This window comes from Bacteroides sp. HPS0048 (assembly GCF_964240755.1).
GTDB classification, from domain to species: Bacteria; Bacteroidota; Bacteroidia; order Bacteroidales; family Bacteroidaceae; genus Bacteroides; species Bacteroides nordii.
Window position 1 is genome coordinate 1 of sequence record NZ_CAXSVC010000054.1, and the last position, 22,725, is coordinate 22,725.

At 39.2% G+C, this 22,725-nt stretch carries 22 protein-coding genes; 10 read left to right on the top strand and 12 right to left on the bottom strand.

Annotated features, from left to right (window positions below; all coding sequences use genetic code 11):
- Window positions 1-7: 7 nt before the first annotated feature.
- The 3 genes from ACESQI_RS23125 to ACESQI_RS23135 form a co-directional block, all read right to left on the bottom strand.
- The gene (locus ACESQI_RS23125; protein WP_373127302.1) at window positions 8-1,261 is read right to left on the bottom strand and encodes an oligosaccharide flippase family protein; all 1,254 of its coding nucleotides are present in this window, start codon (window positions 1,259-1,261) and stop codon (window positions 8-10) included.
- Window positions 1,262-1,374: 113 nt separating this feature from the next.
- A complete protein-coding gene (locus tag ACESQI_RS23130) occupies window positions 1,375-1,857 on the bottom strand; it encodes a UpxZ family transcription anti-terminator antagonist (protein WP_196039140.1) in 483 nt (160 codons plus the stop codon).
- Window positions 1,858-1,930: 73 nt separating this feature from the next.
- On the bottom strand, window positions 1,931-2,476 hold the full coding sequence (locus ACESQI_RS23135) for a UpxY family transcription antiterminator (protein WP_195351035.1): 546 nt from the start codon (window positions 2,474-2,476) through the stop codon (window positions 1,931-1,933).
- 1,152 nt (window positions 2,477-3,628) lie between these two features.
- Here ACESQI_RS23135 and ACESQI_RS23140 point away from each other — a divergent pair.
- Both ACESQI_RS23140 and ACESQI_RS23145 read left to right on the top strand, forming a co-directional pair.
- Window positions 3,629-3,976 carry an SH3 beta-barrel fold-containing protein gene (locus ACESQI_RS23140; RefSeq protein WP_007486834.1) on the top strand — a complete coding sequence of 116 codons (348 nt, stop codon included), beginning with the start codon at window positions 3,629-3,631 and terminating at the stop codon, window positions 3,974-3,976.
- 123 nt (window positions 3,977-4,099) lie between these two features.
- On the top strand, window positions 4,100-4,924 hold the full coding sequence (locus ACESQI_RS23145; RefSeq protein ID WP_373127304.1) for a DUF4373 domain-containing protein: 825 nt from the start codon (window positions 4,100-4,102) through the stop codon (window positions 4,922-4,924).
- A 150-nt stretch (window positions 4,925-5,074) separates the two neighbouring features.
- Here ACESQI_RS23145 and ACESQI_RS23150 read toward each other — a convergent pair whose 3' ends face one another.
- The 6 genes from ACESQI_RS23150 to pstC form a co-directional block, all read right to left on the bottom strand.
- Window positions 5,075-5,614, bottom strand: coding sequence for a nitroreductase family protein (locus ACESQI_RS23150; RefSeq protein WP_373127306.1), 540 nt, complete (start codon window positions 5,612-5,614; stop codon window positions 5,075-5,077).
- Window positions 5,615-5,653: 39 nt separating this feature from the next.
- Complete coding sequence (locus ACESQI_RS23155; protein ID WP_195351138.1) at window positions 5,654-6,253, bottom strand: riboflavin synthase; 600 nt, start codon at window positions 6,251-6,253, stop codon at window positions 5,654-5,656.
- A 422-nt stretch (window positions 6,254-6,675) separates the two neighbouring features.
- On the bottom strand, window positions 6,676-7,368 hold the full coding sequence (gene phoU / locus ACESQI_RS23160) for a phosphate signaling complex protein PhoU (RefSeq protein ID WP_002561561.1): 693 nt from the start codon (window positions 7,366-7,368) through the stop codon (window positions 6,676-6,678).
- A 116-nt stretch (window positions 7,369-7,484) separates the two neighbouring features.
- Complete coding sequence (gene pstB / locus ACESQI_RS23165; RefSeq protein WP_002561560.1) at window positions 7,485-8,240, bottom strand: phosphate ABC transporter ATP-binding protein PstB; 756 nt, start codon at window positions 8,238-8,240, stop codon at window positions 7,485-7,487.
- A 159-nt stretch (window positions 8,241-8,399) separates the two neighbouring features.
- Entirely contained in the window at window positions 8,400-9,275 is an 876-nt protein-coding gene (pstA, locus tag ACESQI_RS23170) for a phosphate ABC transporter permease PstA (protein WP_122200588.1), read from the bottom strand.
- A gap of 1 nt (window position 9,276) precedes the next feature.
- A complete protein-coding gene (gene pstC / locus ACESQI_RS23175; protein WP_002561558.1) occupies window positions 9,277-10,473 on the bottom strand; it encodes a phosphate ABC transporter permease subunit PstC in 1,197 nt (398 codons plus the stop codon).
- A 186-nt stretch (window positions 10,474-10,659) separates the two neighbouring features.
- On the opposite strand from pstC, the gene ACESQI_RS23180 reads away from it, so the two are divergent.
- The 4 genes from ACESQI_RS23180 (at window position 10,660) to ACESQI_RS23195 (ending at window position 15,596) form a co-directional block, all read left to right on the top strand.
- Window positions 10,660-11,472, top strand: coding sequence for a PstS family phosphate ABC transporter substrate-binding protein (locus tag ACESQI_RS23180; protein ID WP_122200589.1), 813 nt, complete (start codon window positions 10,660-10,662; stop codon window positions 11,470-11,472).
- Window positions 11,473-11,531: 59 nt separating this feature from the next.
- The gene (locus tag ACESQI_RS23185) at window positions 11,532-13,271 is read left to right on the top strand and encodes a glutamine--tRNA ligase/YqeY domain fusion protein (protein WP_002561556.1); all 1,740 of its coding nucleotides are present in this window, start codon (window positions 11,532-11,534) and stop codon (window positions 13,269-13,271) included.
- Between the two features lie 104 nt (window positions 13,272-13,375).
- A complete protein-coding gene (locus ACESQI_RS23190) occupies window positions 13,376-14,821 on the top strand; it encodes a tetratricopeptide repeat protein (protein ID WP_002561555.1) in 1,446 nt (481 codons plus the stop codon).
- 136 nt (window positions 14,822-14,957) lie between these two features.
- Window positions 14,958-15,596 (top strand): DedA family protein, encoded by a 639-nt coding sequence (locus tag ACESQI_RS23195; protein ID WP_002561554.1) that lies wholly within the window; start codon window positions 14,958-14,960, stop codon window positions 15,594-15,596.
- Window positions 15,597-15,719: 123 nt separating this feature from the next.
- Here the strand turns inward: ACESQI_RS23195 and ACESQI_RS23200 are convergent, their stop codons facing one another.
- Together ACESQI_RS23200 and tpx are read right to left on the bottom strand one after the other, a co-directional pair.
- A complete protein-coding gene (locus ACESQI_RS23200) occupies window positions 15,720-16,604 on the bottom strand; it encodes a DUF3078 domain-containing protein (RefSeq protein ID WP_007486825.1) in 885 nt (294 codons plus the stop codon).
- A 152-nt stretch (window positions 16,605-16,756) separates the two neighbouring features.
- A complete protein-coding gene (gene tpx, locus ACESQI_RS23205; RefSeq protein WP_002561552.1) occupies window positions 16,757-17,260 on the bottom strand; it encodes a thiol peroxidase in 504 nt (167 codons plus the stop codon).
- Between the two features lie 372 nt (window positions 17,261-17,632).
- Between tpx and ACESQI_RS23210 the strand changes: the two genes are divergently transcribed.
- The gene (locus ACESQI_RS23210) at window positions 17,633-18,199 is read left to right on the top strand and encodes an HdeD family acid-resistance protein (RefSeq protein ID WP_002561551.1); all 567 of its coding nucleotides are present in this window, start codon (window positions 17,633-17,635) and stop codon (window positions 18,197-18,199) included.
- 100 nt (window positions 18,200-18,299) lie between these two features.
- Here ACESQI_RS23210 and ACESQI_RS23215 read toward each other — a convergent pair whose 3' ends face one another.
- Window positions 18,300-18,908 carry a master DNA invertase Mpi family serine-type recombinase gene (locus ACESQI_RS23215; protein ID WP_007486823.1) on the bottom strand — a complete coding sequence of 203 codons (609 nt, stop codon included), beginning with the start codon at window positions 18,906-18,908 and terminating at the stop codon, window positions 18,300-18,302.
- Between the two features lie 250 nt (window positions 18,909-19,158).
- Between ACESQI_RS23215 and ACESQI_RS23220 the strand changes: the two genes are divergently transcribed.
- From ACESQI_RS23220 to ACESQI_RS23230, 3 genes are all read left to right on the top strand, one after another.
- Window positions 19,159-20,100 (top strand): site-specific integrase, encoded by a 942-nt coding sequence (locus tag ACESQI_RS23220; protein ID WP_007486821.1) that lies wholly within the window; start codon window positions 19,159-19,161, stop codon window positions 20,098-20,100.
- Between the two features lie 340 nt (window positions 20,101-20,440).
- Window positions 20,441-22,279: a WecB/TagA/CpsF family glycosyltransferase gene (locus ACESQI_RS23225; protein ID WP_373127311.1), complete on the top strand. Its 1,839-nt coding sequence runs from the start codon at window positions 20,441-20,443 to the stop codon at window positions 22,277-22,279.
- Window positions 22,280-22,438: 159 nt separating this feature from the next.
- Entirely contained in the window at window positions 22,439-22,585 is a 147-nt protein-coding gene (locus ACESQI_RS23230; RefSeq protein WP_373127313.1) for a hypothetical protein, read from the top strand.
- Window positions 22,586-22,725: the final 140 nt, after the last annotated feature.

Here is a 22,725-nt window from a genome sequence, read left to right on the forward strand (position 1 = left end):
ATCAGTATCATCTTAATATTTTCAATTTTTTATTTTTCAACATCAACATTATAACACAAATAAGTTCTATAAAAACTGTACAAATAGCTAAATTAAACATATTTATTTTATCGGACAAAATAATAATACTCAGCAATGAAATATAGAAAAGTAAATTAATAATCATAATTTTCATAAGCTGTCTGGCATAACCAAATGGGATCAATCTATTCCCCCCCAACATTGAATTCAAAGTCAATAAAACTGAAGAAAAAGATAAAATACAAATTAAAATTACACCAGTGGAATTATATTCTCCTAAAAAAAACTCTATTATTTGTTTTGCATAGATACACACTATCATGTACAAAATCAACATGAAAAAAAAAGAAGTTAACATAACTCTATTCATGTATCTAATATTAAGTTCACGTGACATTTTAGGATAAACAGATTGACAAATAACAATTGTAGGAATCTTCAAAAGATTCATTACTTTTTCTCCTATATCATATATTGAGACTTCTGACATCCCTAAAAAAGAACCTACGATTAATTTATTTACATTCAGATAAATAAGAGAAGATAAACTTGATATAAACATTGGAGCACTATCTCGAAAATTCATTTTAATAGAACATATATTTATCCCTGAAAACCTTATACGCTCTTTCGCCAACAATACATAAAGAGCATATACACCACCCAAGATAGCACCTAATGAATTAAATAGGGGAACTAAAATATAATCTTCCTTTTGTTTAACAAAAACAAAAATAAAAACAGTAAAAACAATCCTGCTACCAACATTTATAATTGTTAAGTATTTCATTTTTTCAACTCCTTGAAAATACCAAATTGGCAATAATAGTTCACCGATTGATAATCCAAGAGACGAATATAATATATAACGAAATTCAATTTGTATGTGTGAAAATGAAATCACCAAAAGAAACAAACAAACCGAGAACGAAAACAGTATAAACTTACATAAATAGGTAGAAAAAACGATATTTGAAATACATTTATCACTTTCTAAAGATGCGATATTTCTTGTAGTGGAAGAATTGAAACCAAAACTAATAAATAAATTCAAATAAGAGACAATTGAATAAGCAAATACTATCATCCCATTAAGTTCTAACCCTAAAACTCTTATCAAATATGGATAAGAAATCAAAGGTAAAAAGATAGAGAATAATTGCAATATTGAAATATACGATAGATTTTCTAAAACCTTCTTATTATTTAACAATATTTTCCTCAGCTGAAAATTAATCATTTTTTACTTAATTCAGATTAATAATTTACTGAACAATAGTATAATAGACATACCAGTATTAGTTTCTATACACCTTGTCCAAATATCGTTAATTCAGAATTACATAAAGGAGCTTATTCCACCTCTTCCCAGTTTGGATACGGATTAGCCTCCAGACTCTCCAAATAGTCAAAAACCTCCCGTTCTGCCAAAGTCAAATCACGACCTTCCCAACCATTGATTATTGTATGAGCTTCTTTCGCCAACTCATCATCAAAAGTTTCTGCGTAACAAGCTACTAAAAGCTGACACTTCAATAGTGAAGCAGGGAGTTTATCAAGTACCTTCCAGCTACGGTCAAGAAGCGCCTGGATCTTTTTATTTTTATTGCCATTGTCGTAAATGGTGGCATGGAAACCACTCAGAAGGGTATAACAGAGCCGGGCTTCTTCTTCAACACCGGAACTACGACGGATGTAGAGATCTTCGGACTGACGGTATACCTCGAGATTGAGTTCACAGAAACGGTCGGAATAAATGGGGCTACCATCGAAACCTAAGTTGAGAAGCTCGTGCGTGATATGGCACAAGGCATTGATTTGGGATTGTAGAAACATGGAGAGATTTACAATTTGACGATTTACAATTTACGATTGAAAAATGATGTAGTTATCAGTTTACAATTTACTATTAATCAGAATCGGGAATACGTTCTATCAAGGAGGGATGGATGTAGGCGGTGGCTACTGCCATGACTCCCTGAATACAAACCGACACGCGGCGGTCTCCCTTGACACGGATGATGACTCCTTCCACACCCTCGAAGATGCCACCGGTGACACGGACACGGTCACCTTTCTGTAAGGCGGTGGCGATGGGGTCGAGGTAAACGATCTGTTCTTCGTAATTGCCCGAAACGGCTATGAAGCTACGCATCTGGGAATCCGGGATGGTGATCGGACGACGAAGCTCCTGATTGAAGATATAACGAACAGCCAAAGAAAGGGCAATGGACTGACGGATACGTTCGATACACTCCAAAGAGGAACGGACGAAGATAAGGTTATGTACCACGGGGACCAATTTACGTACTTTACGCTCCCCTTTCCGGATGTACTCGTAGTGCATCGGGATGAAGTTCTCAATATTTTCGGCATCTAAAATCTCTTTCAGGAGAAGCTCGCGGCTGTAAGTGACGCGAAGAGGATACCAGTGTATGTCGGTGGATTTGTTCACAATTGGATATTCTTTAGGGACACCGGGGTAGTGAAAACTCCTTCCGGTCAAGCGTGTATAAAAGAGATTATCAATGAGTTATACACTTGCCCTCAATAGTGGCCCTATCACAGGGAACGAACATAAAGAGGGGATTTATGAGATGTGCAAGGACTTGTTTTTATCGAAAACAAAGCGGGATGCACAACTTATTATAAACGAGCCAACTGAAAGTAACAAGTGTTTCAATAGACGTTCGTTTAATTGAACGCTTTTTTACACATCATATAAAAGGAGATTTTTATAAAAGCATACAGCTAAAATATCAATTTATTTAATACTATATATTATTAGTAATCAATGCATTGAGGATAATTCGATAAATATAATATCATTTTTTTTATTAAACATTTTGCCAATATAAAAATACCTCATATCTTTGCGTTCAATTAAACGAACGTTTATTGAAACACTTTTATATTCGACAGTTATTTTATTGATTTTCAATATCATAACCACACAAAACAAGCATTTTACATCATTTTACCTCATAAATAATCCATACTAAATGAATTAATTAACTACTTTCGCGATTTTAAACATTTTTATCATTAACAAAATTAAAATCGCAAATTATGAACCAAAAACCACAACAGAAAGAGAATAGTAAAAGAGTAAAAAAAACAAGAACAAAAAGTCTTTACTAACTAATAAACAGGAAATTCAATCAAAGAAAGGAAGAAAAAAGGAGAAAGCAATATGTGGTATTATTTCCTGTCACGAAGAATATATCAGAGACATGATATTGTTGTGCAAAAAAGGAGCAATGGGAGAAGATTTTAAGACATGTCAAGCCAGTTTAGCACGATTTATTTTTGAAAGAAACACACTCATTCATATAGTCAACGGGGAATACAAACAACTAAAATATAGCACTATAAAAACCTACATATCCCAAATATGGAATGAAGAGGAATAATAGTAATCCGGTTATGTAAAGACAGCGAAATTACAGGACACCTATTTTGTTAATTCGTTTTAGAATAATAAGCATACATTCGCAGCAGATTGAAGCGAAAGATGTAGGAGTGCCGCTTTCTCAGGATGCGGCACTTTCTTTGTATACAGCATCAACCTGAAAAAATAATTATTCATCATTTTAAATTCAGTATTATGAAAAAGCAGAAAAGGCAGGTGTCACAGAGTGAAGCAATGAAAGCAAGATGGAAAAGACGGATCGTGATAGAGAAAAGTTACCCGGAGAGTACCGCACAATGGATGGCAGAACGACTGGAAAGATTGTTGGACCACATGCTGTACGGGCATGCCATGATTGCCTATCACAAGCAGAACGGAGATTTCAAGTTTGTGAAAGGGACACTGATCTATTACGAAGCAGAGTTTCACAAAGCATACGATCCAACAAAGGTGGAAGGAGCCGTCGTTTACTGGGACGTGGAGCAACAGGGATGGAGGACGTTCCTGGTGGAGAACTTTATGGAATGGAGACCTATTCAGTAGTTAGTAGCCAGTAGTCAGTAGCCAGAATCTATGCAGTGTATCAGAGGTATGCTAAAAGAATTCCGGCTACTTACTATCAACTACTTACTACTTGCTACTAACTACTTACTACTCAAAAAAATTATGGCTACAGAATACTATGGAATAAACTACTTCCCGCTACTGACGGGATTTTTTCACTGCGATACGATAGAACTGATTACGGCGATACATGGAGTGAAAGGGCCGCATGCGGTGATCATGTTGCTGTGCAAGATATATACTGACGGGTATTACATTCATTGGGGAGAAGACCAATGTATGATTTTTGCAAGGAAGTTAGGACCGGAATACGATAAAAAGACAGTGGAGGAGATCGTAAACCTGCTCATCGAAAAAGAATTTTTCGATAAAAAAAGCTACGAAACACACGGAGTACTGACTTCTGTGGAGATACAAAAGGTATGGTTGGAGGCTACAAGCCGGAGAAAGAAAGACTTAACCAAACTGCCCTACATGCTGACAGAGGGTGCGAACTCAAAAAATGTATGCAAAACCGGTAGTTCAACTACAGAAAATGTAGACAAGTTACCGACTCAAATGGAGTTGAACCTCGAAAATGCAGACAATTTCAGACAAAGTAAAGTAAAGCAAAGTAAAGCAGAGAAAAGTAAAGAACTTCCCCCCTCTGATCCCCCCAACGGGGAGAAGGAGGAAGAGGAGGATATTTCTTTACTTCCTCCCCCACCCGAATACGCACTCAATGAGAAAACACACAATTACAGCGGGCTATTGGAGAGCCTGAGGCTGCACAATGTGAAAGACAAAACCGAGATTAAAGCGATACTGAGATTGTCGGACTACGGCAGGAAGGGGACGGAAATATGGAGAATACTGGCAAAAACAAACTGGAGCAGGATTGAGGCACCGGGGAAATACATCCTGAAAATACTCAGGACTTCACAGTAAAAAACAGACCGTAAAAATCTGGAAATCAAGCAATAAAAAAGTACGTACTTTGATACCCCAAAAGTACGTACTTAACACACTATTAATATGCATTTTAAGTCACTGTTAAAATACTAAGTTTGTATGCGGGAAATGAAGGACTCTGCTATTTCACTTATAGCCATTGTAAGATATCACTTTTTCTTTCACCTTACGAATTTTCTTCCTCTTCTCTTTCAATGGATAGCCGACAATAATATCCAGCAACAGTCGTTTAGAAGCAGGAATACCCGTCAGTTGTTTAATTTCCTTTTCATCGAACCAACCAAGGATACACGAACCCAAGCCTTCACTTTCGGCAGCAAGAACAATATGGGAAGCTGCAATGCCTACATCAATCAGGGGGAAATGCTTATCTTTCACTTTACCTCCCAAAAGAGAAGTAATATTGGCAGATTCCTCCACTATCAGGATATGTACGGGTGCGTCCTTCGCAAACTTATTCATACCAAGTCCGGCAGCAGCCTTCCCTACTTTCCGGGAAAGTTCTCTGTCCGTAACCACCACAAACTTCCACGGCTGTGCATTGCAAGCTGAAGGTGCCAAACGAGCAGCTTCCAGTATCCGTTCCAGCTTTTCCGGTTCAACAGAGCGTTCCTTATCATAAGCACGATCACTTTGCCGTGACATAACTAATTGCAGAAAATCCATAAAAAAGTTATAGGGTTATGGAATTATAAGGTTATAAAGTTATAACACTATCATTCGGCTGATATACTTGCCGATGATATCGAATTCAATGTTTACCATACTACCGATCACAAAAGTATGGAAGTTGGTATGTTCATAAGTATAAGGTATAATGGCTACCTGGAAGGTATCATCCGTAGGGTTACATACAGTCAGGCTGACGCCGTTCACCGTTACCGAACCTTTGTCTACAGTGATATATCCCCGCTTTGCCATCTCTGTATCAAATGCATATTTGAATGTGAAATACCAGCTTCCGTCTGCATCTTTGATATCCACACAAGTAGCAGTCTGATCAACATGTCCTTGTACGATATGTCCGTCCAGACGTCCGTTCATCATCATGCTACGTTCCACGTTCACCTTATCCCCTATTTTAAGCAAGCCAAGGTTGGAACGGTCAAGCGTCTCCTTCATGGCAGTCACAGTATAGGTATCATCGGTCATGCTAACAACTGTCAGACATACACCGTTGTGTGCAATACTCTGGTCTATTTTCAACTCATTTACAAACGAACACTTAAAAGTAAAGTGTATATTTTCCTGGTCTTTTACCAGTGCTACGAGAGTAGCATATTCTTCTACTATTCCGGAAAACATAAAGATATTTACTATTTATGATTTAACTATTTACGATTTACGGTTGGAGATACCCTCTCCGATCATGGGGTCAAAGATACAAAATTGAAACTGATTAGAGTAGAGGAAACAAATAATCTGTGTTAATTGTTAATAGGACATAGGTATAAAAAAATGGGGCTTTTCACAAAGCTCCATTTCTCAGTTTTCAATAGGTATTAGTTTTTTTTTAAGGTAAAAAGATTGTTTTCAGGATAACGGTGCAAATATAGGCGCTTTTCTCGTTATGAACCAAATATTAAAACATGTCTTATAACATCTTTTTGAATTTTCTTTGGATTTATTATCATTTCAAGATAGCCGCCTCACTACCTACCCGTTACAGCAGACAAATATAGAACTTTTTTTTAAGTACTACTAATTTTTGTATAAGAAGTTGCATATTATGACTTTTCCGGATAGTGTTCATCCGTTTTTCCACTATGTTTTAACACTTTCGCATCCATAAAGAACACTATCTCTTCGGCAATATTAGTGATATGATCTCCGGAACGCTCTAACTTACGGAACACACTTACGAGGTTCAAGCAGGAAAGTACACTTTCAGGATGTTCTTTTATATAACCGGCAAGAACCGTAGTGGCTTCAGCATTGATTTCATCCAACAGGTTGTCTTTGGAAAAAACAGCGGTAGCCAGTTCAATACTCTCTTCATTCAAAGCACGCTTTGCCAATTCAAGCATAGAGAGCACTTCTCCCAACATCTCTTCCAGACGAAGACGTTTCAACAATTCGGCATCCAAAACAGGCTCCTCACACTTCAACACAAAACGGGCAATCCCTTCGGCAAAGTCACCCAAGCGTTCCAGATTGGTATTAATCTTAAGCATGGCAAGCACAAAACGTAAATCGATAGCCACAGGATTATACAAGGCAATCACATCCTCCACATCGCTGTCTATTTTCAACTCGGAAGCATTCACTCTCCGCTCACGAACAATCACTTGCCGGGCAAGTTCTTTATCAAGTGTCAATACAGCCTCTCCAGCTCTATCCAACTGGTTATAAACTAATGTCCACATCTCATCAACTTCTTTATGCAGTAGGATGAGCTCCGATTCTATAAACTTCACCATAATATAATAATTTAATAATGTGCTAATTTGAAAAATGTGCCAATTAACTGTATTATAGCAACATGCCACATGATAATCGGCACATTAGCATATGGGTACATTGAATAATTATTTTTTTATCCGAATCTTCCGGTAATGTAATTCTGTGTTGCTTCTTTCTCCGGATTCGTAAAGATTTTCTTTGTATTGTCATATTCTACCATCTCTCCCAGGTAGAAGAAGGCTGTTTTATCACTAACGCGAGCAGCCTGCTGCATATTGTGTGTCACGATGACAATCGTATATTGCTTCTTCAACTCATGAATCAATTCTTCTACCTTTGCCGTAGAAATAGGATCGAGGGCGGAAGCAGGTTCATCCATCAGCAATACAGAAGGAGATACGGCCATAGCACGTGCAATGCAAAGACGCTGTTGCTGCCCGCCCGAAAGAGCATAAGCTGACTCTTTGAGCTTGTCTTTGACTTCGTCCCAAAGTGCTGCTCCTTTCAATGTCTCTTCGACACGCTGACGAATAAAAGCATTGTCTTTAACTCCATTCACCCGCAAACCATACGCCACATTTTCAAAAATGCTTTTAGGAAACGGATTGGGACGCTGGAAAACCATTCCTACATTCTTACGGAGTTCATCGACCTGTACGCCTTTATCATAAATATTCTCACCATCGATTCGAATCTCTCCTGTCAGGCGAGTGTCAGGAATCAAATCGTTCATACGGTTAAATAAACGAAGAAAGGTAGACTTACCACAGCCCGAAGGACCAATAAACGCTACTACCGTTTTTTCTTCGATCTCCATACTGATACCCTTCAATGCATGAAAGTTACCATACCAGAAATTCACATCACGAGCACTTACCATTGTTTCCATATTCTTTATTTACGATTTGACGATTTACAATTTACGATTGAAATTACTTCTATTTATGATTTTACAAAATGCGATTCAACTTGATTCAATATGCGATGCAACTTGAAACGAATTGCAACATCAATCGTAAATCGTAAATTGTCTAATCGTAAATCTTACTTAGTTTGTTTTTACTTTTTTCTCAAAATACTTTCTCAAGGCATTTGCCAACAAGTTTACCAACAGAATAATCAGGATCAACACCAGAGCAGTGCCATAAGCCAACGGCAATTGAGCTTCCATATTCGTACCGCTGGTAGAAATCACATAAAGGTGATAAGGTAATGCCATACACTGATCAAAAATGCTGGTAGGCAACTGCGGCAGGAAATAGGCTGCACACGTGAAAAGGATGGGAGCCGTCTCACCGGAAACACGCCCTAAGGCAAGGATCAGTCCGGTAATGATATTGGGCATACCCATCGGTAAAATCACATGCCAGATCGTTTGCAACTTGGTTGCTCCCAACGCTCTGCTACCTTCGCGTAAGCTATCAGGAATCGCCTTCAACGCTTCTTCCGTGGTACGAATTACCAAAGGGACACAAAGCAACCCCAACGTTAACGAACCGGCCAGAATGCTGTCACCGAACCCAAGATAATTGACAAACAAAGCCATACCGAACAATCCGAAAACAATGGATGGAATGCCACTCAGGTTATTTGTCATCACCCGAATAAAACGAACCAGCTTTCCTTTGGGAGCATACTCATTCATATAGATACCGCTCATCACTCCTACCGGAAAGGCAAAAAGTGCACTTCCTATCATCAGGTAGAACGTACCTACAATAGCGGGCCAGATGCCTCCTCCCGTCATACCATTGGTAGGCGCAGAAGTAATAAAATCCCAATTTATAGCTCCTATACCTTTATATATAATAAACCCCAATATGGCAAACAAGATCAGTACGATACACAAGCTTAACGCCCGGAAAATTCCGAAAGCAATGCCTTGTGAACGACGTTTCGCCTTATTATTACTTGCTATTTCCATGTTATTTGCTTCGTTTTACGCCTTTAGACGAGATGTACTCTACGCTAAAGTTTATAATTAATGTGATAAAGAACAATACTACACCTAACAGGAACAGCGCCTGATAATGAGGACCACCGGCAGGTGCTTCGCCCAGTTCGGCAGCAATAGTGGCCGGGATGGTACGCAACGGTTCAAGGATTGTAGTAGGAATTACCGCTGCATTTCCGGTCACCATGAGTACAGCCATCGTTTCACCAATAGCACGACCGATACCAAGCACAACTCCCGAAGTGATCCCGGAGATGGAAAAAGGAATAACGACCTTATATATAGTCTGCCATTGTGAGGCTCCCAACGCCAAACTGGCTTCACGCATGGCACGCGGACAATTGCGCATTGCATCTTCCGTCACAGTAATAATAGTAGGCAGTGCCATGATGGCCAATACGATACTTCCAGCCAACCCGCTCTCTCCTACCGGCAAATCGAATACTTTTTGTATAAGTGGCACAATTACTATCAACCCGAAAAAGCCATAGACTACGGACGGGATTCCACTCAATAATTCGATGATAGGCTTCAGCCAGCCACGTACTTTCGGATTGGCTACTTCGGACATATAGATAGATACGGAAAGCCCGAACGGCAAAGCGATAAGTATAGCGAAAAGGCTCACCCAAAGGGTACCGGTAATAAGAGGCAGAAAGCCAAACAACGGAGCGGGAGTAGCCGTCGGGAACCATTCGGCACCGGCAAATACATCTTTTACGGAAATGGTATTATCCTTGATAAAATGTACCTTACCCGGTGTTGTAATAAACTGTTGCGGGACGAAAGCTACAATCCCCGGAGTCTTCTCAATCAGTTCCATAATACGTGCCCCGGCATACTGATAAGCATCTCCCAACTCTTCTTCCGTATAATATTGTGTGATATCTTCTAAACGAAAAACCCGGATAGGGAGATTCTCCCCACCGAGTTCTTTCCAATTCGTTATCTCTTCATCAAAAACATCTTTTATCTGAGCCGGGCTTAGCTGGCTGACCTTATTGTCTTTATTTAAAGCTAATACATATCCTTCTTCTATCACTTTACTGCTAAATAATCCAAAAGCTTCAGTAAACAGGAATAGTACGATAAGCAGGATAGTTATACTTGTAACAAAGCCACTACAAGTAAGCATTCCCTCTACAATCTTTTCGAAAATCTTCTTCATACCTATTGTTTGATTTCTGAATGCAAAGAAAAGAGTATCATATTAAGGAGGTGTGAATTCCGCTTGAAGGAAATGTTTCAAAAGTGTTACATTTATGTTACAAGAGCAAACATTGTAGGTTTTATAACAAGAATGTAACATCTTCTTTTTTAATTTGCGAGTGAAATACCAATTATAAGTGAATTTATGAATGCAAAAAGCATATTATTTCTGAGTCTGATTCTTATAACCACAGGTATTCAGGCTCAACGGATCAAAGGTAGTGACACGGTTCTTCCGGTTGCCCAGCAAACTGCCGAACGCTTTATGAATAGAAACGCAGATAGCCGTGTCACCGTCACAGGTGGTGGAACCGGAGTAGGCATCTCCGCCTTAATGGATAATACCACTGACATTGCTATGGCTTCCCGCCCTATCAAGTTTAGTGAAAAGATGAAGGCCAGGGCTGCTCAAAAAAATATAGAGGAGGTTATCGTTGCATATGATGCCCTTGCCGTGGTAGTACACCCGACAAACCCGGTGAAGCAACTCACCCGTCAACAGTTGGAGGATATCTTCCGGGGTAAAATCACTAACTGGAAACAAGTGGGTGGCGAAGACCGTAAGATCGTTGTATACTCCCGGGAAACCTCTTCAGGAACCTACGAATTCTTTAAAGAAAGTGTACTTAAAAATAAGAATTATATGTCCAGTAGTCTCTCTATGCCTGCCACCGGTGCTATCATACAATCGGTAAGCCAGACAAAAGGAGCGATCGGCTATGTCGGGTTGGCCTACGTATCACCACGTATCAAAACGTTGTCAGTATCTTATGACAACAAGCATTACGCCCAGCCCAATGTAGAAAATGCGACTCGTAAAATTTATCCCATCGTACGTCCTCTTTATTACTATTACAATGCAGAGAACAAAGAAGCAGTAACACCTCTTATTGACTTCATTCTTTCTCAGGAAGGGCAGGATATTATAAAAAAGAGTGGATATATTCCGGTGAAATAAGGTTATGCAAAAAAAATGTCATACTTTTGTAGCTCATAACTCGTAACTCATTAAACGCTATGACAGATATTAGAAACGAAGAGGTGACAAGCGAAAAAAAAAGCCTCAACTTTATTGAGCAAATTGTAGAAAATGATTTAAAAGAGGGCAAAAACGGAGGAAAGGTACAGACGCGTTTTCCGCCTGAACCCAATGGTTATCTTCACATAGGTCATGCCAAAGCTATTTGCCTCGATTTCGGCCTCGCAGCCCGTCATGGCGGTGTATGTAATCTTCGTTTTGATGACACCAATCCAACCAAAGAAGATGTGGAGTATGTAGAAGCCATCGAAGAAGATATCAAATGGCTCGGCTTTGAATGGGGAAATGTATATTATGCTTCGGATTACTTCCAGCAACTTTGGGATTTTGCCGTGCGTCTTATCAAAGAAGGTAAAGCCTACATTGACGAACAGACTTCCGAACAGATTGCCGCACAAAAAGGAACTCCGACTCAACCGGGAACTGAAAGCCCCTATCGCAACCGCCCCATTGAGGAGAATCTTGCCTTATTTGAAAAAATGAACAGTGGCGAAATAGAAGAAGGTGCTATGGTACTCCGTGCTAAAATAGACATGGCAAATCCGAACATGCATTTTCGTGACCCGATTATCTACCGTGTAGTGAAACATCCGCATCACCGTACAGGTACTACCTGGAAAGCCTATCCGATGTATGACTTCGCACACGGACAAAGTGACTTCTTTGAAGGAGTGACTCACTCACTCTGTACACTGGAATTCGTCGTACACCGTCCGTTATACGATCTCTTTATCGACTGGTTGAAAGAAGGGAATGACTTGAATGACAATCGTCCCCGTCAGTACGAATTCAATAAATTAAACCTCAGCTATACGCTGATGAGTAAACGCAATCTGCTCACACTCGTAAAAGAAGGTCTGGTAAATGGCTGGGATGATCCACGCATGCCGACTATCTGCGGTTTCCGTCGTCGTGGCTATTCACCAGAGTCTATCCGTAAGTTCGTTGACAAAATTGGCTACACTACTTATGATGCTCTCAATGAATTTGCTCTGCTGGAAAGTGCTGTACGTGAAGACCTCAACGCCCGTGCTACCCGTGTTTCTGCGGTATTGAATCCGGTGAAACTGATTATTACCAACTATCCCGAGGGAGAAGTAGAAGAGCTGGATGCAATTAATAATCCGGAAGATCCGGAAGCAGGCAGCCATACAATCGAATTCAGCCGTGAACTGTGGATTGAACGCGAAGACTTTATGGAAGATGCTCCGAAGAAATATTTCCGCATGACTCCGGGACAGGAAGTACGCCTCAAAAATGCATACATCGTGAAGTGTACCGGATGCAAGAAGGATGAAAACGGTAATATTACTGAAGTATATTGCGAATATGATCCGCATACAAAAAGTGGTATGCCCGATGCCAATCGCAAAGTAAAAGGTACTTTGCACTGGTTGAGTTGTGCACACTGCCTTTCTGCAGAAGTACGCCTCTATGACCGTCTTTGGAAAGTAGAGAACCCGCGTGACGAACTGGCTGCCATCCGTGAAGCCAAAAACTGCGAAGCATTGGAGGCTATGAAAGAGATCATTAATCCTGACTCTTTGCAAATACTCAATAATTGCTATGTAGAAAAGTATGTAGCTACATTGCCTACGCTCTCCTACTTGCAATTCCAGCGCATAGGATACTTCAACATAGACAAAGAGTCGGCTCCCGACAAACTTATATTCAACCGTACCGTGGGGTTGAAAGATACATTCAAAATTAAAAATTAAAAGTTGGAAAATAAAAGCGGACTGCACATACACAAAAGTACAGTCCGTTTCTTTCTTCCTCCAATTTCGTTTTTAATTTTTAATTCTCATTTTTAATTAATCAAATGGCCAGAAAAAACCCATCTACAGATAAAGAACAAGAATTGAATGAACTCATCGCAAGTTACGAAACAGCGAAAGCTGAAAACAGACAGCTTTACCTGGACGGAGACCAACTTGCAGACATTGCAGACAAATATGCCACGGACCGCCGTTTTGACGAAGCACAAGAAGTGATCAGCTACGGTCTTGAACTCCATCCGGGACACACAGACCTCCTGATAGAGCAAGCTTATCTGTATCTGGATACGATGCAACTTCAAAAGGCCATAGCCGTAGTTGGCAGCATCGCAGAAGATTATGATCCGGAGGTCAAACTGCTAAAAGCCGAAATCCTATTGAACGAAGGCAAACTGGACGAAGCAGAAACCCTGCTCAACTCCATCGAAGAAGAAAAATCACTGGAAACAATCATCGATGTAGCATATCTTTATATGGACATGGGATATCCGGAGAAGGCATTACCATGGCTTACACTCGGACTGGAAGAATATAAGGAAAACGAAGAATTCCTTGCAGCCATGGCCGATTGCTATCGTAGTGGAGAGCGTAATACGAAGGCAATCAGTTTCTACAACAAGCTGATTGACAAGAATCCGTACAATCCTTCTTACTGGACGGGGCTTGCCAAATGCCATTTCAGCCAGCAGGAATTTGACAAAGCTGTCGAGGCCTGCGACTTTGCCCTTGCTGCCGATGATAAATTCGGAGAGGCACACATCATTAGAGCACACAGCCTCTTTCATTTGGAGAATGAGACCGAAGCTATTCAGGAATATCAACTGGCCTTGCAGAGCAAAAGTCTGCCTCCCGACTTTGCCCATATGTTTATCGGGCTGGCATACGCCAATCAGGAGAAATGGGAACTGGCTTACAGAAGTTATGAACAGGCAATGGAAATTATCGGAGACGATAACTCTCCCATCCTTTCGGATATATACAGCAATGAAATTTTCTGCCTTTCGAAATTAGGCAGATACGAAGAAGCCCACCAACTCTGCGAAAAGGCTAAAAAACAATTACCCGAGAGTGTGGAAATCTATCTGCAAGAAGGACGGCTTTATCTGGAAGAAGATAAGTTTGAGGAAGCTAAACAGTGTTGGGCCGTAGCATTGCAATATGCACCCGAAGCCGAAACATTAGTGCAGATAGGCAACTACAGTCTGGACTATGGTATGGTAGAAAATGCCCGCCTCTGTTTTGAGGAAGCAAAGAAACAAGATCCTGATTATCCGGGAATCAATGGCCGTCTGGCTTCTATCTGTATGATTCTTAGAGATCACAAGGGATTTCAGAAATACAATCAAATGTCAGAAACTCCGCTTAACATAGAGATGATTCAGGAAATGTTGTCACAAAATACCGACAAAGATATTTTGCAGAATCTGGAAACATTCATGAATGAACTTGATGATGTAAATGACGGAGAGACTGAGGAAGAAAATAATTAGAAGTTAGTAGATAGTAGTTGGAAGCCATTCGGCATAAGAATTATCACGTGTATCGATTCTATCTACTGACTACTAAATTCTAACTACTAAATCAAAATAATTAAAATTATAAACTTAGCATTCAGAATTTAAGCAAATGGAATCTGTAGCCTTCATTCAATGGTGTCTCGATCACCTTAACTACTGGACTATTACCCTGTTAATGGCCATCGAGAGTTCGTTTATACCCTTTCCGTCTGAGGTAGTTGTACCTCCTGCGGCTTACAAAGCAGCTGTAAATGATGAAATGAATGTGTATCTGGTAGTATTGTTTGCCACAATCGGGGCAAATATCGGAGCAATCATCAACTATTACTTAGCTTACTGGTTAGGACGCCCTATCATTTATAAGTTTGCCAACAGTCGTTTTGGGCACATGTGCCTCATCGACGAAGCTAAAGTGCAACATGCAGAAGAATACTTCGATAAGCACGGCGCATTGTCTACTTTTATAGGCCGTCTAATCCCTGCTGTACGTCAGTTAATCTCTATCCCTGCCGGTCTTGCCCGTATGAAACTTTCCACCTTCCTGTTATACACCACTCTTGGAGCTGGCTTATGGAATGGTATACTGGCAGCTATCGGATACCATCTGGCTTCCGTTCCGGGTATCGAAAGCGAAGAGCAATTGTTAGCACGCGTTGGTGAATACAGTCACGAACTGGGTTACTTTTTCATCGCTGTAGGAGTATTTATTGTAGGTTTCCTGGTTTACAAAGCACTGAAGAAGAAATAAGGACTTCGTATTGTTTTGAGTTTATTTCACCACAGAGGACACAGAGTCACACAGAGTTTTAATTATTTAAAGTCAATTAGATAATTATTCAGTATCTCTGTGTCCTCTGTGGTGAAACTAAACTCAGAAATTAAATTGCAATCCCACTCCTAATATTTCCTTAAACTGCACCCGTGGTCCCTTTGTTCCGTCTTTCTGGGCTATTTTCACATCGTCATCATACATCAGATTGGTAGTTAATGTAGTTGAGAACCATTTATTAATTGCCATATTTATCTGCACCTCCCAATTCACATCCACATTCTGCGGTTTATCCAGATAATCAGAATAGAGATCCAGACGGGAATAGACTGTCATATTCTTCATAAACTCATATCGTACCTCTCCTTTCAGATTTGCTCCGAAGCTCGACAATAAATGCTTGCCCGGATCTACACCGTAAGCTCCTTCGTCAGATAAACGATCATTGAGCACGAACGTACCACGCCAGGAAGCCGGAGACAGTACTACCGTAAAGATCTTATTGGGTTCGTAAGTAAAACCAAGTCCGGTGGTCAGATAGGCAGGAGACATAAACTCTGAAACAGAGATATCTTTGTTTACCTTATAATCATATCCGGGAGAAAATTGCGTCTGAAAAGTAGCAAAAGCACTGGCATACCAGCTCTTCGCTATAGAATATCCGTAATTAGAATTCAGATAGATTTTATCATTCGCTTTCCTTACACCGTCTTCACCCGTTTTATTTAATCCATAAGCCAATTCGAGACGATTGTTCCAAAGATGTTTTCCTTTTTTATAGTTAGCCTGATAAGCACCTTGCAAATCAAAGGCAACAGAGTTGTCGCCACCGGCAGCCCAGTTTGTTAAACTTACCTGGGTCAATTTCAACCCGGCATATCCTTCCCTTGTCCAGGGAGAAGCTTCTTTTGTAGGCTCTGTTTGAGCCGACAGCGTTCCTACGCCCATAAATAAAAAGGCGACAGACATTAATTGCATTCTATTCATTCTGTTTAGGTTTTATTTATTTCTGAAAAAAACACAACCTAACAAGAACTGAAGAGATGGCGATATTACCATATCTATAAACCAGTCCCTATTAGGTCAAAATCTTTAATACCTGTGCCTTTAAAAGGCACAGGCTCTCTCTCTTTAATAATTTATTCTTTCACAGCAGCCAGTGCTTTATCATAATCAGGTTCTTGCGTAACTTCCGGTACTAACTCTGTATAAGCAATCTTACCATCTTTACCAATCACCACCACCGAACGCGCCAACAAGCCGGCAAGCGGACCATCTGCCATACGTACACCATAACTCTCATCAAAATCCGAATAGCGGAAATCCGACAATGGAATTACATTCTCAATACCTTCAGTAGTACAGAAGCGCGCATGAGCAAAAGGAAGATCTTTGGAGATAGCCAATACGATTGTATCTTTCAAACCAGCTGCCATTTTATTAAATTTACGTACAGAGGTTGCACAAACACTTGTATCCAGACTTGGGAAAATATTAAGAATCACATTTTTCCCTTTGAGATCTTTCAGAGAAAAAGAAGATAAATCTGTTTTTACAAGTTCGAAATCAGGAGCTACTTTTCCAACCTGTATAAATTCACCGATCAGCTTTACCGGTTGTCCTTTGAAATTTGTTGTTGCCATAAGATATATTATTATTAGTTATTTAGTATTTTAAAAAAGAGTCTTAAGTTTCGCTCTTTTGTGTATAGAACAATTAAACTTTGCAATAGGTTCACAAAGAAATAACAGAATAACACATCAGGCCCTATAAGTAGTACTTCAAATTTAATTCATACTATGACAGTCTTTTATTAAAACGCAAATGATCGCAGATTATCGCAAACGAGATAGCTTGCTGTACTTGAGAGACGATATTCTTTGCGTAAATTTGTGATAATGGATACCTTACTTATCAACTGATTTGTATATCAAGTTGCCATTCCAAACCTTTTTTCTCTCTATTTGTTACTCCCCTAACAAACTTATAGTATCAATTAATAAAATCACATTCGTATGAAAACAGTATTCGATGAGATTCAACATTCAGTGAAAAATTGGTGGATGTCTCTTATTTTAGGTATTTTGTATATCGGCGTAGCGTTATGCCTTATGTTTGCTCCGTTAAGCAGTTATGTAGCTCTAAGCATCATCTTCAGCATCTCCATGTTAGTCAGTGGTATTCTGGAAATTCTTTTTGCTATAAGTAATAAACACGTATCAAGTTGGGGTTGGTATCTCGCCGGAGGCATTATTGATCTCATCATCGGTATCTATCTTGTAGCTTACCCAATGGTAAGCATGGAAGTTATACCTTTCCTTATCGCTTTCTGGCTTATGTTCCGAGGTTTTTCTGCCACAGGCTACTCCATGGATCTGAAACGTTATGGAACCCGTGATTGGGGCTGGTATATGGCATTCGGGATTTTAGCTATTTTATGCTCTTTACTCATTCTGTGGCAACCGGCAGTAGGTGCATTATACGCTGTATATATGATTTCGTTCACCTTCCTCATCATCGGTCTTTTCAGATTCATGCTTGCATTTGAACTTAAGAATCTCCATAAAAGAGTAAACAATTAAACCCCTATAAAACAAACTGTTAAATTCAAAATTTGTGAATTGAGATTTATCAAGAGATGTCAAGCACATCCAAATTCTCAATTCACATTTTTTAAGTTCGTCAAGCGTTTGCCGTCATTCCTTCCGCTTTCAGAAACCGAAACATGGTCGTTCTGGACACACCAAACTCACGCGCTAATTTCGCGTGTTTGGCTCCACCCCGCGCTTGTTTTAAAATATATTTTCTGTTATCATGCAATAATTGCAATTTAGGATTATCTCCTTTTCTCCTCCCTAATGCAACTCCTTCCTGCTTACGCCTTGCCAAAGCCTCTTTTGTACGCATGGAAATAAGATTACGCTCTATTTCTGCCATCAAACCAAATGCAAACCCTAATACTTTACTGTTTATATCATTCTGAAAGACATACCCCTCTTTAGTGCTATACAACACTACCTGCTTCTTAATGCATGAATTTAAAATAGTCATAATCTCCAATAGTGTCCTGCTTAATCTTGAAATCTCTGTAACAATCAGCGTATCTCCCGGCTTCATCTGTCGCAACAACGGCGCCAGTTTTCGCTCTTTCGTACTTACACTTCCACTCACCGTCTCGGTGTACCATTTATCAATAGCCAACCCATTCTTCTCTGCGAATCTTAAAATCTCTTCTTTCTGATTGGCTAAAAACTGTTTTTCTGTACTTACTCTCAAATAAGCTATTACCATAATTTTCTCGATTAAAATGATTAATACACCGCGAAAAAACAGTAAATATTATAATATATCATCCTCGTTAGAGATTCTTTTATTTCTCTATTTTCCAGGTATTCAAAATAAAATCATAGCAAAAAATATGCAAATCGCTCTTTTTTTTACCATATCTTTATCCTATCTTTACCAACTCATTATCTAAACAACCAAAATCATTTCGATCTTATTCTTTGTTTATTGAACAAACCTAAAAGGAAGCATAGAAATGGAAATACAAATCTTCACAAAATCATTGATTGAAAAAGCAAAACTGTCTGGAAGGTATAGTACCGCAGATAGTTATCTAAGTACGCTGCACAGTTTACAATTGTTTACAGGTACTCCATCTACCCGTTTTGACGAGATTACTCCTCAACTTATTAAAGGGTTTGAGCAGCATCTCTTTCTGAAGGGGTTGTATGAAAACACGATCTCTTTGTACATGCGCATGTTGCGCTCTATCTTTAATCAGGCAGTGGCTGCCGGAGTAGCTACAATAAACACCAAAGACATCTTTGAGAATGTTTTTGTAGGTTGCGATACGACCGCCAAACGGGCTATCAAACCGATTATAATCAACCAATTACGGGAAGCAGATTTTAGTCGATACCCGCAGCTGGAATTTAGTCGTGACCTGTTTCTGCTAAGTTTCTACTTACAGGGAATCCCATTCGTAGACTTGGCATATCTGCGTAAAAGTAATGTCAATGGAAACATACTGGTTTACCGCCGCCATAAAACCCGGCAACAGCTGTATATTACCGTTGAAAATTGTGCGCACAAGATCATTAAACGCTATGCACGTGAATGCAAAAGCTCTGCTTACTTGCTACCGATACTAAATGCTGTAGGAGAACAAGGATACAAGCAATACAAAAGCGCATTGCGGCTGTATAACAAGCATTTACATCAGATATCGGAAATGATACAGATAACGCCACACCTTACTTCATACGTAGCAAGGCACACCTGGGCAAGTACAGCAAGGGAAAAAGGAATTCCTGTCTCAATCATCAGTACAGGAATGGGACATTCATCGGAAAAAGTAACATATGTATATCTGGAATCGCTGGATAACAAAACGATGAGTGAAGCAAACAAAAAAATTATCTCAGCAGTGACTTCTAAGAAAAAAATGATACTCAAAAAGAGTTCCCTTACTTATTAGGTAAGAGAACGACTATTATTTTTTCTTGTCGCTGCAAAATTAGGGATAAAATTTCTATCTAACACAATAAAGCTTGATCTTTTTTTCAAAAAAAACCAATTTAACATAATAAATACACCAGTTTAAACCTATTGTTCAATAAACGAAGATTTGATATGAAAATTCTGTTTGATGTAATTACAAATGTTACATCAAACAGAATTCAATAAAACAGACAGTTTTTCCTTTCTAAACCGCCTTTTTCGTTAGACTATATTAACACTAAAACGACTTTCTTTGAACTTTTTGATATTTGAGATTCCCTTACCTAATAAGTAATGGAACAAATATTAAACAGACAATGAATATTTTAATTAATCCTATATTTAGTGTAATCGTATGCTGTATTGCAGCACTTGTTGTAGCCATCTTTATAGAATTTATCACGCTACCACGCGTTCTTCTCATCTCCAGGAGAAAACGTCTATATGATATGCCTGACAAGCGTAAATCCCACGTCAACCCTATCCCTAGATTGGCCGGTATCACTTTCTGTCCTGTTATTCTTCTTAGCTTTCTGCCCATAGCAGGGCTACAGGCTATATGGTTGGGAACATCTAGTATCAGTCATTCTTCCGAGTCCTTCATTCACCTTTCTTTTATGATATGCGGCATTCTTCCTTTGGTATTGATGGGAGTCAAAGACGACTTGATTGGCGCACGCTATTCACATAAATTCATTATTCAGACCTTATCTGCCCTTTTACTGATAGCATCCGGAACTTACATCAATAACCTATATGGGCTTTTTGGCATATACGAATTATCACCCTATATCGGAATACCCTTCACAGCTCTGCTGATTGTATATATCATTAATTCTATTAATCTTATTGACGGAGTAGACGGACTTGCAGCGAGTCTCAGTATCTCAGCTACAGCCATTCTCGGCATCGGTTTCATTATTGCAGGCAATTACACAATGCCTATTCTTACTTTCTCTGTAGTCGGTACACTCATTCCATTTTTATATTATAATATCATAGCCCGAAGAAAACTATTCATGGGCGATACAGGATCGCTCACCCTGGGTTACATACTTGCCTTTCTTGCAGTGTATTATAGCATGAGGAATTCTTCCGAAGCAATTTCAACAGGCATACCATCTATTATTATAGCATGGTCGGTCTTGTTTATTCCACTGTTTGATACAGCTCGGGTTATGTATACGCGAGCCAGCCAGGGAAAATCACTTTTCCATCCGGATCGCAATCATATCCATCACAAATTGCTCGACCTGGGATTTAGTCACCGCAAAATCACTTTGACCCTCACCATAACTACGCTCTTCATTACAGCGTGCAATATCCTTTTACATGAGTTACTCAATATCAATCTGATATTGGCCATTGATCTTATAGCGGGTATTTTATGTAACGTATACCTCAACAAACGGAAAAAAAGAAGAGCTCAAAGCTTAAATAAGAAACTATTAAAACAAACCGAATCAATCCCAATGGGAGACTTCATAATCACCAATAACTACCAGTTTGACTCTATCCCCGACCAGCAAATGGTGATACATGCCATAGACTCACATATCTGGCTCATGGCCAATGAGGATAAAGAACTCAAGCAAGCACTCCTCCAAAGTGATATATTAGTTCCAAACGGAGCAGGCATAACGCTTGCTGCCCGTTGGCTCACAGGAAAGCAGATTCACAATGTATCGCGTGATGACCTACATCTGTCTATACTTCAACACCTTGATAAAGTAGCAGGATCAGTATTCTATCTTGGAGCTTCTGACCGGACTCTTACTCTTATTACCGAACGTATTCTCACAGAATATCCAAATATCCGAGTAAAAACATATAGCCCTCCTTATCGTGACAGTTTCTCTAAAGAAGAAACAAATAAAATGATAACAGCTATAAACGAATTTAAACCTGATGTACTATTTATCGGGATGTCAGTATCCAAACAAGAAAAATGGATTGCCACTAACCGGCATCTCCTTCACACCCATCTTATATCCGGAATAGGAGCTGTATTTGGTTTTTATGGTGGCACAACTTCTTATCCGCCTCAATGGAGAAAACAGCAGTCTCTATCTGCCATTAAAATCTTAATCACCGCTTTGCAAATAAAGAATAGAAAGAAATCGATAAAAACGTCCACCGAATACGAGACTAATTAAAAAACATCGGCAAAGAATAATGTAAATAATACAGAAACACATATTATTAAATAATTAGTTACACATAATTCATATACTGGCATTCTTGAAAAAGTTAATAAATTAACATATTCAAGAAATACAGACACTATTCATCTTATATAAATGTAATTATATAAGATGAATAAAAATATAATCTTCGTACATGCTTATCCATATCCTACTACACGAAAGAAAGAAATACGGCTTGCCCCCAACAATCCATTAATAAAACTGAAATGGAAAACAAAAGCCATTGAAAAAAAATCAAAATTCAAGAAAACATAGAAGAGATAAAAGAAATTCATCCATTTTATAATTGCGCATAGTCCCTCATGCAACAAACAACCACACAATCAACATATTACATTAAAATGAGTCCTATAAAGGTTTCATATATAAACAACCAAAGCAATACTACAAAATAT